Genomic DNA, 12115 nt, shown 5'->3' on the forward strand with positions numbered 1-12115 from the left:
TCTGGCCGTCGCCAACGTCAAGGGCAACTTCGTTTTCACGGATACGTTCGCCACCGCCGCCGAGTCAGCCGCGTTCTCACGAACGAAAGCAGGCTGGACCGCCGGCGCCGGTGTTGAATATGCGCTGCTGAACGGCTGGTCGGTGAAGGGCGAATATCTTCATATCGATCTCGGCAGTGAGAGCACGACCAGCTCCAACCTCACGGCGTTCACCCCGACCATCGCATTTGCCAGTAATGCTTACCGTCACAGCGTGGATTTGAAGTCGGACGTCGTCCGCGTTGGCCTGAATTACAAATTTGGCGGTCGCTAGGCCGAACCAAGCGGCATCGGGAAACCCGGGTTAAAATCGGAAGGCTGGCCCAAGGGCCGCCTTCTCGGCACGACCGCGACTGCCGGCTTATCGCCCGCCCAGCTCAGGCGGCGGCGAACGGTCGAGCGGGTCGCCTTTGATATCGCCGAGCAGATCGAGTTCGATCGGCTCAATGACCAGCGGCCCGCGCTTGCGGGTCAATTGCGCGACCTTCTCGATCGAGCCAAAGCGGACCCGCAACTCCGGCACGGTGCTGGCATTCTGCGCTCCCACCAGCAGCAGCGGACCGGCGAGGTTGGCGGCGGTGGGCTCCGGCATGTTGATCCAGCGAATGCGCTGGTTGATCTGGGTCACGCAGGTGCCCTTGGGCAAATAGAAGGCGAGCCAGCCGGTGGTGCCGTAATCCGGCGCCAGCACGCAGGTCGCGCCGACCCGGCTGCGTACCGCTTCGATCTGGGCCGCCACTTCGGTGAAACCTACGCCGATGCTGCGCACCGTGGAATCGCGACGATAGCCCGACAACAGCCCGGTGTTGGCCTGCACCACCAGCAACGTGAACATCACAACGCCGGTCGGGCCTGCCCAACGCATGCAGAAATCGACGTTACGCTGCGTACGCGCGCGCCATTGGGTGACATTGGCAGCCACCGCCGCGGCAATCGCGAACGCCGGATACACCGGCGCGAACCAATTGGCCTCGACGCGGGCATGCAGCGAGTGCCACAGGAAATAGGCCACGATGGTCCACAGCATCGCGCTGATCAGCACCCGCGCCGGCCAGGCGCCCGACTGGCGCAGGACCAGGGCGTAAAGTCCCATGGCGCCGAGGATGAACACCAGCGGCGTCGCGAAGGCGATCTGCGTCGGAATGAGCTCACCGATGAAGGCCGGATTGAAATGATCGATCCGCGCCCGGCCGAGCTGCTTGATGAACGATACCCACTGATGTTCGGAATTCCACAACAATACCGGCGAGAACACCGCCAGCGCGACCACGCCGCCGAGGTAGGTCCAAAGCGAGATCAGCCAGCGCCGCAGCTTCGGCACGGCGATCAGCCAGATCAAAATCGCAGGGCCGAAAAAGAACGCGGTATATTTTGATAGCAGCGCGGCGCCGACCGCGGCGCCCACGGCGAGCCACCACACGCCGCGCCCGGTCGCCAGCAGCTTGGCGAGGCTGTACAGAACCAGGCTCGACGCCACCAGCAGCGGCGCGTCGGGGGTGACGATCATGGTGCCGGCGGCGGCCATCATGGTGGCGTTGAGCAGCAGCGTGGCGGCGGAAGCGACGCGCTGGCCGCCGAACAGCAGCGCGGCCGTCTGGTACACCGCCCAGCTCATCGGCAGGCCCAGCAGTACCGACACCAGCCGGACCCCGAATTCGGTGTCGCCGGCGATCAGGGTGCCGAGCCGGATCACCACCGCCACCATCGGTGGATGGTCGTAATAGCCGCCGGCAAGGTGCTTCGACCACATCCAGTAATAGGCTTCGTCGAAAGTCAGCGGCGTCCACGCGGACGCTACCAGCCTCAAGACGATGAGTCCGACGACGATCGCGGCGGTGCCGCGCACCAGCCGCTGGTCGGGCGCCGTCATCACGGCTTCACCGCTTGCGCCAGACGAACAGGCCCGACATCGCGTAGTTCCAGACCACGCCCATCAGCGCGCCCGAGGCGCCGGCCAGCCACCAGATCGGCTCCTGGTCATAGACCGAGAAGGCAACGCCGACATTGGCGAGCAGTCCGACACTGCACACCAGATAGAACAGCAGCAATCCACGCAGGATGCCAAAGCCCTTCAACCGCTGGTCGCGATAGGTCAGGAAATTGTTGAGCAGGAAGTTGCTGGTCATCGCCAGCATCGCCGCGCCACCCTGCGCCTCCGCGAATGGCAGCGCGAAGGCCTCGAGCAGGATGAACAACGCCGAGAAATGCACGAACAGGCCGATCGAGCCGACCAGCGCGAACAGCAGGAAGCGCAGCGACACCACGTCATTGGTCAGCTTCGCCAGCACCAGGCCGAGGAAGTCGAGTGCCACCATGGAATCGAGCTTGCTCTCGCCATGCTGCCGCGAGCCGAAGGTGTAGGGCACCTCGATGATGCGCAGATCGCCGCGCCCGGTGGCGACGACGTCGAGCAGGATCTTGAAGCCCTGGGTGGACAATTGCGGCGCCAGTTGTTCGAAGCGATCGCGGCGGATCATGAAAAAGCCGCTCATCGGATCGGCGATCTTGACCCGCAGCACCCGCTGCGCGACCGCGGTGGCCAACTTGCTGGCGCCAAGCCGTTGCTGGTTGAAACTATCGGCGCTGCCGCCTTCGACATAGCGACTGCCGATGACGAGATCGGCGGCATCGCTTTCCAGCAGTCCCAGCATCTTGGCGAGCTGGGTTTCATCGTGCTGCAGGTCGCCGTCAATCACCGCCGCGCACGGCGCGCTCGACGCCAGCATGCCCTCGATGCAGGCGCCCGACAGGCCGCGGCGGCCAATGCGGCGGATACAGCGTACGCGGGAATCGTCGCGCGCCAGCGTCCGCACCATCTCGGACGTGCCATCCGGCGAATTGTCGTCGACGAAGATCACTTCCCAGGCGATTCCGACCAGCGCGGCATCAAGGCGCCGCACCAGAGTGGCGACGTTGTCGCGCTCGTTGAAGGTCGGCACGATGACCGAGAGCCGCAGCGGGGCGCCTGTCGGCAAGGCGGACGCGGGCCGTGGATAAAGGGCTTCATTCATGGCGCAGGATATATCGGGGGCGCCGGTCGATGCCAAGGCGGCGCGGGCAGATCGACAGAAATCAGCGGCATGCGGGATAACGGGCAACAGTACCCCAGAAATGCCAACGACCCCGAACAACATGGCGCGCGTACATCCGGCGCTACCGAGCTATTCTAGGGTCGTTCCAGCGCCGGAGCCTTTAAGCATCGACGTCGCCGTTGAAAAGAAGATAGGGAGTTATGGGACATTCCGCAAGGGGCATCGCATGGCCGGTAAATTCGGCAATATCCGCATCGGTATCGGGGGGTGGACCTTTGCCCCCTGGCGCGGTGTCTTTTACCCGGAAAAGCTGACCCAGGCCAGGGAACTCGGCTATGCGGCCTCCAAACTGACTTCAATCGAGATCAACGGCACCTATTACGGCTCGCAGAAGCCCGAGAGCTTCCGCAAATGGGCGCGCGAAGTGCCGGATGGCTTTGTGTTCTCGCTGAAAGGGCCCCGCTTCGCCACCAACCGTCGCGTGCTCGCCGAAGCCGGCGAGTCCGTGCAGCGCTTCTATGATTCCGGCGTGCTGGAGCTGGGCGACCGGCTGGGGCCCGTGTTGTGGCAGTTCGCGCCGACCAAGAAATTCGACGAAGCCGATTTTGGCGCGTTCCTTGAACTGTTGCCGCGTGAACGGGATGGGCGCGCCTTGCGCCACGTCGTCGAGGTCCGCCATGACAGTTTTTGCGTGCCCGGCTTCATCGCGCTGCTGCGGCAGTTCAAGATTCCGGTGGTGGTCTCCGAGCACGCCACCTATCCCGCGATTGCCGACATCACCGGCGACTTCGTCTATGCCCGGCTGCAAAAGGGCAAGGACAGCATCCAGACCGCCTATCCGGCGAAGGCACTGGATGCCTGGGCCAAGCGGCTGCAGCTCTGGGCGGCCGGCGGCGAGCCCTCCGACCTGCCCCGGGTCGATGACACCAAGCTGAAAAAGCAGCCGCGCGACGTGTTTGCCTATGTGATCCACGAGGCCAAGGTGCGCGCGCCCGCGGGCGCAATGGCGCTGATCGAGCGCGTCAAATAGCGGTCCAGACACTTCGTTGACCGACGTCGCGTCACCGCCCTTGCCCGTGGGGCAAGACAATCTGGCGCATGTTCGCAGATCGTTCTCCCGGCCGCGCTGGACGCCCACTTATCCACAGTTTTAATCTACCTGAAGTTGTGTTTTTCGGCGTGGGGCTCGGGCGCAATGCGTTGGCAGGTGGCGTTAGGCGCGCTGAGCTTCGCGGTCGCGGTGGCCTGCGGCGCCTGCCACGTGACGGCGCAGGAGACCGAGGACGGCCTTGACGACGACGTCGCCGACAGCCCGCCTTCGCGCTGGGCAATATTGCTCGATCCCGTCTGGTCGAAAAAGCCTGCTTTTGACTTCCTGACCGGCGGCATGCCCGATCGCCTGATCGAGTTTGGTGGCATCGACATCTGGCGCTACGGCATCGGCACCTATGCCGGCGCGCAATTTGCGCCGGCGGGAACCAACAAGGATGGCTTCATTGTGCGATTCACCGGCTCACAGAATATCGAGCGCTACAGCACCCGGACCAAAGACTTCAGGACCGAGGTGATCCGCGCAGCGATCCTGCCCGGCTATAAATTCACCGCCGACCGAGTCGAACTCCAGTTGCTCGGCGGCCTCGACGTTGAAGCCGACTACCTGATGGTCAACCGCCATTATTTCGCCTCGCGCGGCCGTATCGGGGCGCGCTTCACCATTGATGGCTGGTGGGAGCCGACGCGCCTGCTCATGCTGCAAGCATCGCTCTCCGGGACGACCATCGACAACGGGATCAGTTCGCGCGCCGCCGCCGGCTGGCGCCTGTTCGATCGGTTCTGGATCGGGCCGGAGGCGTCGATCTCCAGCGACTTCTTCAGCCGGCAATACCGGGTCGGCGCGCATCTGACGGGCCTGCGGACCGGCCATGTCGAATGGACGATCGCCGCCGGCCATATCGAGGACAGCTTCAAACGTGACGGCGTCTATGCCCGGGTCGGCCTGACGATCCGTCCGCCCCGCGAACCGTTCTTCGAGAATTGAAGTGCGATCAGCCCTTGGCGTCACAGGCCCAGGCGCGGATCACGCATTCCTTGCCGCCGAAATCATAGCATTTCCTGGTCGCCGCGTTCAGCGACGTGGAGATCCGCGGCGCCACGGCATAAGCGTGCGCGCCGCACGGATTTTTCATGTCCACCGCGAAGGCGGCGCAGGCGCGGTTCATGGTGACCATCGTGCATTCGCCCGCGCACTGTTTTTTAGCGGCGGCGACGGCTGCTTCCTGGGCGGGGTAATCGAACGCCTGGCCATAGGCGCCGCATTTACCGACCGCCAGGGCGCCGGCGGCCAGCGTAGGTGCGATGAAGGCGGGTACGAGCAGTGCGACAAATCCGGCAAGACAAACGGCGCGAAGCCGCGCGGCGACGAAATACAAATTCCCCTCCCCCGAGGTGCAATACTCTGGAGAAGTTACATCGCAGGCGTTTCAACTTGGTGAATGAATTCGCAACGCCACACCCGGCATCGTTGCGCTCAGCCGCGCCGAGCTTCCGCCAGCGCCTGCGGCGTGTCGATGTCGAGGAAGGCGCCATGGCCCTCGACCGACACTTCGGCCACCGCCTCGCCATGCTTGATGATCAAATGCCGGGCGCCGATATCGCCGTCCAGCGTCATCAACTCGCCGAAGAAACGTCGCGACCACAGCACCGGATTGCCGCGACGGCCGTCGCTGACCGGCACCGCGATCAGGCTGCCGCGATCCGGCGCAAAGGCCTCGATCAGGCGGTCGATCAGCCGGGTGTCAATCAACGGCATGTCGCCGAGGCAGACCACCGCGCCATCGGCATCGGCCGGCACCGCCGCGATTCCGGCTTTCACCGAACTCGCCAGTCCCTCGGCGAATTCCGGATTGTGCACGAAGATGACCTGCAGTCCGGCCAGCGCCTTCTCGACCTCGGCCGCCTGGTGACCCGTCACCACGGTGACGCTCGTCGCCTTCGATGCCAGAGCCTGCTCGGTCACGGCGCGCACCAGCGTCTTGCCGTTCAGTTCGGCCAGCAGCTTGTTGGGGCCGCCCATCCGGGTCGAACGGCCAGCCGCCAGAATCACCGCCGCGACATGGCGGTTGCCGTCGGTGCCCGCCGGCAGCCGCGGCTGCGGACGGGTCACGATCTCCATCAGCAATCCGCCGACGCCCATTGCGGTGAGATCGGCGCGGGTCACCGCGATGCCGGCCAGCAACCGCATCAGCACCCAGTCGAATCCATTCTCCACCGGCGAGCGCGCGCAGCCCGGGGCACCCAGCACCGGCACGCCGCCGATCCGGCCGATCAGCAGCAGATTGCCGGGATCGACCGGCATGCCGAAATGTTCGATGGCGCCACCGACCTGCTCGATCGCCGACGGGATCACATCGCGGCGGTCGGCGATCGCCGAGGCACCGAACACGATCACCAGTTCGGCGCCAAGGCCGAGCAATTCCCGCACCGATGCGGCGAGCGCATTCTGGTCATGCGGCACGCGGCGCTCGGCGATGATCTTCGCCCCGGCCGGCGCCAACCGCTCGGCGGTGACGCGCAAAGTCTTGTCGATGACTTTTGGCGACAAGCCCGGCAGCAGTGTCGAGACGATTCCGACTTTTCTGACCGTATAGGGAGCGATCCGCATCGCGCCGCCGGCCGCAGCGAGCACGGCGGCGTCGCGCAAGTGACCGGCAACGCCGAATGGAATCAGTTTCACGGTGGCGATCATCTCGCCTTCGACCACCGGTTTGAAGGCGGAAAGCGTCGCAAAGGTAATGGCCTCGTCGACGGCATTGATGCGGTCAACAATGGCGCGATCGACCACCAGCACGCCGGGATGCCTGGCAAACAGATTGGCGCGGCCGGTAAAGGCGCGCTCGACATGAACGCCCTCGCCCGCCACTACTTGCGCGATACTGGCCGCCGCGGCGTCCTCGGAAACATCGCCCTCCTCAAGGCGGACCACCACCACTTCCCTGACGCCGGCACGCTGCAGCGCGGCGACTTCATCGGCACCAATGGTGGTGCCCTTCTTGAGCACCAGATCGCCCTGCCGCAGCGTATGCACGGTGACACCGCCCAGCGCTTCCGCCGGTCTGGCCGGGCCGAACTTCACGCGGCGCTCGGTTTGGGCAGACGCAGTTCAGCGGTGATCTGTGCCATGATCGACACCGCGATCTCCGACGGCGATACCGCGCCGATGTTGAGGCCGATCGGCGCATGGATCTTGGCGATATCCGCGTCGGTGGCGCCCTGCGCCTTGAGCCGGTCGCCGCGCTTGGCGTGGGTTTTTCGCGAGCCCAGCGCGCCGATGTAAAAACAGTTTTTGGCGAAGGCGTGCAACAATGCGGGATCGTCGATCTTGGGATCATGGGTCACCGCGACGAAGGCGGTGTAGTAGTCGATGTTGAGCGGTGGCAGCGCCACGTCGGGCCATTCCGCCACCAGCGCGACATCCGGAAACCGCTCGGGGCTGGCGAAGGCGGTGCGCGGGTCGATCACCGTGACATTGTAGTCCAGCGCGCGCGCCAGTGGCGCCAGCGCCTGGCTGATATGAACCGCGCCGATGATGACGAGGCGTGCGGTCGGCGCGTAGACGTTGAGAAACAGCTTCTTGCCGCACGTCTCGATCATCGCGCTCTTGCCCATGCGCAACTGCTTGTCGAGTTCGGCATGCAACGGATCACCGGGGAAATCGACGGCCTTGACCAGGCGTTGCTCGCCATTGGCAACGTCGGTGACGACGATCACCGGGCGGCGCGCGGCACGCTCGATATTGATCTGGCTCAGGGTCTCAAGCTTCACGACTAACCGACTTTCTCGACGAATACGCGGATCGTGCCGCCGCACGAAAGGCCGACGTTCCACGCGGTCTCGTCGGCGACGCCGAATTCAAGCATTTTTGGCGCGCCTGAAATGATCACGTCGAGCGCTTCGGTGACGACGGCGCCCTCGACGCAGCCGCCGGACACGGAGCCCAGAAAAGTACCGTCATCATTGATGACCAGGCTGGAGCCAGCCGGGCGCGGCGCCGAGCCCCAGGTCTCGACCACGGTGGCCAGCGCCACGCCGTGGCCAGCCTTCTGCCAGGCCTCGGCGGCCCGCAGGATGTCTTCGTCGCGATTCAGCATGGGAGCCTCTTTCAGCTGCGGATCGTTCAGGCCGCCGGCCGGATCAGGCTGCGGTGGTGCGCGGGCGGAGCCGAGGACAGCGCCTTGATCAGCCCCTCCATCGAACTCAAATTATGTACCGGGCGGAATTCGTCAACGTGCGGCAGCATCATTTTGATGCCCTGCGCCTTCGGCTCGAAACCATCGAAGCGCAGCAGCGGGTTGAGCCAGATCAGCCGGCGGCAGGAGCGGTGCAGCCGGTCCATCTCGAAGGTCAGCCGGCTGTCCGCCTCGCGCTCCAGCCCGTCGGAGATCAGCAGCACGATGGCACCCTGCCCGAGCACGCGGCGACCCCACAATTTGTTGAAGCTGTGCAGCGACTCCGAAATCCTGGTGCCGCCGGCCCAGTCCTGCACCGAGGACGAGCAGCTCGCCAGCGCCTCGTCGGGATCGCGCGCGCGCAGCGCCCGCGTCACATTGGTCAGCCTGGTGCCGAATAGAAACACCGAGACGCGTTTGCGCGCATCGGTGATGGCGTGCAGGAAATGCAGGAACAGCCGGGTATATTCGCTCATCGAGCCGGAGATATCGAGCAAGGCCACGATCGGCGCCGGCCGGTCGATCCGGCCGAGGCGGCGGATATCGACGATGTCGCCACCGGTGCGCAGCGAACCGCGCAGCGTGCGGCGCAGATCGAGCTTCAGCCCGCGTTTGTCGGGCTGGGTGCGGCGGGTGCGGAGTTCAGCCTGCGGCAGGTTCATCCGGGCGATGGCGCGGGTGACCTGCGCGATCTCCGCCGCGCTCATCTGCGCAAAATCCTTCTTCTGCAGCACCTCGCGATCGGACACCGAGAGCTTGACCTCCTGCTCCTGCGGCTGCTCCTGCGCCTCCGCCATCGCCGGCTTGGCCATCGCCTCCTGGACGCGGCGCGAGGCCGGCGGTGGCGGCTTCCTGGCCTGTTCCGGCAGCGGCACCGAATCGAGCATCTGCTTCCATTCGTCGGCGGCGCGAAAAAACAGATCGAAGGCCTGGGCGAATACCAGCGCATGTTCGTGACGCTTGACGAAGATCGCCTGCAGCGTCGCGAACAAATCGGCACGGTGGCCGATCTCGATCAACTGGATCGCGTTCAACGCATCAATCACCGCGCCCGGCCCGACCGGCAGGCCAGCCGCCCGCAACGCACGGGCAAAGCCGATGACATTGTCGGCCATCAGTCCGGTCGGCGGGTTGAGGTGATCCATGGCCTATTCACTCTCGTCGTCCCGGGGCGCGAATTCTCCTCGTCATTCCGGGGGGCGGGCGGCACCAGCCGAACGCCAACCCGGAAGCCCGACATGTTCATCATCCCATGGCGAGGTTCCGGGTTCGCTCGCGCTGATGCGCTCGCGCCCCGGAACGACGAACCTATTCGGTCGCTTCCTTCAAAACCTTCTGCAGATTGTCGCCCTGCATCCGCGCGATGTCGTCCTGGTACTTCAGCAGCGCGCCGAGCGTATCGCCGACCACTTCCGGCGTCAGCGCGCGGGCGTCGAGCTCGGTCAGGGCGGTCGCCCAGTCCAGCGTCTCGGCGACGCCCGGCGACTTGTAGAAATCCTGGTCGCGCAGCGCCTGCACGAATTTCACCACCTGCGCCGACAGTTTCGCGGAGATGTTCGGCACGCGGGATTTCACGATCGCCAGTTCGCGTTCGGCGGTGGGATAATCGACCCAGTGATACAGGCAGCGGCGCTTCAGCGCGTCATGGATCTCGCGGGTTCGGTTTGAGGTCACAATGACGATCGGCGGTGCCGGCGCCTTCACCGTGCCGAATTCCGGGATCGTGACCTGGAAGTCGCTGAGGATTTCCAGCAGATAGGCTTCAAAGGCCTCATCGGCGCGGTCGAGTTCGTCGATCAGCAACACCGGCGCGCCGTTGACGTCGGGCTCCAGTGCCTGCAGCAGCGGCCGCTTGATCAGATAGCGTTCGGCAAAGATGTCGCTGGAGAGCTGGTCGCGGTCGGTATCGCCGGCCGCCTCGGCCAGCCGGATCGCGATCATCTGCGACGCGCTGTTCCACTCATAGACGGCCGAGGCGACGTCGAGACCCTCATAGCATTGCAGCCGGATCAGCTTGCGACCGAGCGCCGCCGACAGCACCTTGGCAATTTCGGTCTTGCCGACGCCGGCCTCGCCTTCGAGAAACAGCGGCCGCCCCATCCGCAGCGCCAGAAACACCACCGTGGCCAATGAGCGCTCGGCGAGGTAGCCGCGCGTCGTCAGCATGTCCAGCGTCGCCTCGACGGAGGTCGGGATCGCCGATGTCGCACTCATGAAGCCGCCGATCTTGGGATAGCCAGTCTAAGGAAAGCCGGGCCTCGCAAATCAGGCCCGGGCGTTGGCGGCGTCGACGGCGCGGCGCGCCAGCACACCGATCAGATGGGCGCGATATTCCGCGCTGCCGTGGAGGTCGCTGTTGAGACCTTCGGCGGGCACGGTGAGACCTTCCAGCGCCTTCGACGAAAACCGCTTCTGCAACGCCTGTTCGAAGGCCTCGACGCGAAACACCCCGTCCGAACCAGCACCGGTGACGGTGACGCGGACATCCGAGGGCCGCCGGGCGACGAACACGCCGACCAGCGCATAACGCGAGGCCTGGTTGCGGAATTTGACGTAGGCGGCCTTCTTCGGCAGCGGGAACGAGACCTTGGTGATGATCTCGTCGGCTTCCAAAGCGGTGGTGAACAGGCCCTGGAAGAATTCTTCCGGCTTCAGCTTGCGCTTGTTGGTGATGATGGTGGCGCCCATCGCCAGCACGGCCGCGGGATAGTCGGCGGTCGGATCATTATTGGCGAGCGAACCGCCGATAGTGCCCTTGTGACGCACGGCGGGATCGCCGATCAGCGCCGCCAGTTCAGCCAGCGCCGGGAAGGCTTCGCCGACAATCGCCGACGATGCCACTTCGGCATGCTTGGCCAGCGCGCCGATCACCAGCGAGCGGCCCTTGATCTCGATGCCGTCGAGACCCTGGATATGGCTAAGGTCGATGATGTGCGGCGGCGCGGCGAGGCGCTGCTTCATCACCGGGATCAGCGTGTGACCGCCGGCCACCAGCTTGGCGTCTTCATTCTTGATCAGAAGATTGGCGGCCTGCCGCACGGTCTCCGGACGATGATATTTGAATTCGTACATGGGGTATCCCTGGGGTCGCGGTGCGCGATGATCGTCGGCGTCGTGAGGCGAGACAGATTAGGCGAGGTCGGAATTCGCCATGGCCTTGGCGCCGGCGGCGATCGACACCACGATGTTCTGATAGCCGGTGCAGCGGCAGAGATTGCCTTCGAGTTCTTCGCGGATGACGTGATCGCTGAGATCATGGCCCTTGCGGTGCACGAGATCGACCGCGGTCATGATCATGCCGGGGGTGCAGAACCCGCACTGCAGGCCATGGTGCTCGCGAAACGCTTCCTGCATCGGATGCAGCGGCGCGCCGTCGGCGGCCAGACCCTCGATGGTCTTGACCTCGTGGCCATCAGCCATCACGGCCAGCGTGGTGCAGGATTTCACGGCCTTGCCGTCGAGATGCACGACGCAGGCGCCGCATTGCGAGGTATCACAGCCGACATGGGTCCCGGTCAGGCGCAGGTTCTCACGCAGAAACTGCACCAGCAGGGTGCGCGGGTCGATATTGCCGGTGACGGGATTGCCGTTCACGATCATCGAGATTTTGGCCATATGCACTCTCTTGGTCCGGGCTGCCATCGCGTGGCCGCGCGGTCATTAAAATCATTCCGAACGCATGATATGGCCCATCCCGGCAATGAGCAACCTCGCCGGGGGATGGCTAGCCATGTGTCAGGCGCCGAAGGCGCCGTGTCCCGGACGCGCCGCGGCGTTCTTCACGCTGCTGCGCGTCCGGGATCCCGATTTCTACGTAAG

Annotated in this window: 13 protein-coding genes; 3 read left to right on the top strand and 10 right to left on the bottom strand. The window is 64.9% G+C overall.

Annotated features, from left to right (window positions below; all coding sequences use genetic code 11):
- Nucleotides 1–313, top strand: a 313-nt coding sequence (locus Q0S16_RS01730; RefSeq protein WP_295844340.1) for an outer membrane beta-barrel protein, incomplete at its 5' end; no start/stop codon positions are given.
- Nucleotides 314–400: 87 nt separating this feature from the next.
- Here Q0S16_RS01730 and Q0S16_RS01735 read toward each other — a convergent pair.
- Nucleotides 401–1909 carry a glycosyltransferase family 39 protein gene (locus Q0S16_RS01735; protein ID WP_295844342.1) on the bottom strand — a complete coding sequence of 503 codons (1509 nt, stop codon included), beginning with the start codon at nucleotides 1907–1909 and terminating at the stop codon, nucleotides 401–403.
- A 7-nt stretch (nucleotides 1910–1916) separates the two neighbouring features.
- A complete protein-coding gene (locus tag Q0S16_RS01740; protein ID WP_295844343.1) occupies nucleotides 1917–3050 on the bottom strand; it encodes a glycosyltransferase family 2 protein in 1134 nt (377 codons plus the stop codon).
- A 247-nt stretch (nucleotides 3051–3297) separates the two neighbouring features.
- Between Q0S16_RS01740 and Q0S16_RS01745 the strand changes: the two genes are divergently transcribed.
- Entirely contained in the window at nucleotides 3298–4101 is an 804-nt protein-coding gene (locus Q0S16_RS01745; RefSeq protein WP_295844344.1) for a DUF72 domain-containing protein, read from the top strand.
- Between the two features lie 165 nt (nucleotides 4102–4266).
- The gene (gene bcsS, locus Q0S16_RS01750; protein ID WP_295844347.1) at nucleotides 4267–5109 is read left to right on the top strand and encodes a cellulose biosynthesis protein BcsS; all 843 of its coding nucleotides are present in this window, start codon (nucleotides 4267–4269) and stop codon (nucleotides 5107–5109) included.
- Nucleotides 5110–5116: 7 nt separating this feature from the next.
- Here bcsS and Q0S16_RS01755 read toward each other — a convergent pair whose 3' ends face one another.
- From Q0S16_RS01755 to Q0S16_RS01790, 8 genes are all read right to left on the bottom strand, one after another.
- Nucleotides 5117–5446, bottom strand: coding sequence for a DUF4189 domain-containing protein (locus Q0S16_RS01755; protein ID WP_295844361.1), 330 nt, complete (start codon nucleotides 5444–5446; stop codon nucleotides 5117–5119).
- A gap of 152 nt (nucleotides 5447–5598) precedes the next feature.
- Complete coding sequence (locus Q0S16_RS01760) at nucleotides 5599–7203, bottom strand: molybdopterin-binding/glycosyltransferase family 2 protein (protein ID WP_295844350.1); 1605 nt, start codon at nucleotides 7201–7203, stop codon at nucleotides 5599–5601.
- A complete protein-coding gene (locus Q0S16_RS01765) occupies nucleotides 7200–7892 on the bottom strand; it encodes an XdhC family protein (RefSeq protein WP_295844353.1) in 693 nt (230 codons plus the stop codon). Before Q0S16_RS01765 ends, Q0S16_RS01760 begins: the two co-directional genes overlap by 4 nt.
- Nucleotides 7893–7894: 2 nt before the next feature.
- Complete coding sequence (locus Q0S16_RS01770; RefSeq protein ID WP_295844355.1) at nucleotides 7895–8218, bottom strand: XdhC family protein; 324 nt, start codon at nucleotides 8216–8218, stop codon at nucleotides 7895–7897.
- A 26-nt stretch (nucleotides 8219–8244) separates the two neighbouring features.
- Complete coding sequence (locus Q0S16_RS01775; protein WP_295844357.1) at nucleotides 8245–9441, bottom strand: VWA domain-containing protein; 1197 nt, start codon at nucleotides 9439–9441, stop codon at nucleotides 8245–8247.
- 163 nt (nucleotides 9442–9604) lie between these two features.
- Entirely contained in the window at nucleotides 9605–10510 is a 906-nt protein-coding gene (locus Q0S16_RS01780) for a MoxR family ATPase (RefSeq protein ID WP_295844358.1), read from the bottom strand.
- A 51-nt stretch (nucleotides 10511–10561) separates the two neighbouring features.
- The gene (locus tag Q0S16_RS01785; RefSeq protein WP_295844359.1) at nucleotides 10562–11368 is read right to left on the bottom strand and encodes a xanthine dehydrogenase family protein subunit M; all 807 of its coding nucleotides are present in this window, start codon (nucleotides 11366–11368) and stop codon (nucleotides 10562–10564) included.
- A gap of 57 nt (nucleotides 11369–11425) precedes the next feature.
- Entirely contained in the window at nucleotides 11426–11911 is a 486-nt protein-coding gene (locus tag Q0S16_RS01790) for a 2Fe-2S iron-sulfur cluster-binding protein (RefSeq protein ID WP_295844360.1), read from the bottom strand.
- Between the last annotated feature and the right edge of the window lie 204 nt (nucleotides 11912–12115).

The sequence above is a fragment of the Tardiphaga sp. genome, from assembly GCF_025356345.1.
GTDB lineage: Bacteria > Pseudomonadota > Alphaproteobacteria > Rhizobiales > Xanthobacteraceae > Tardiphaga.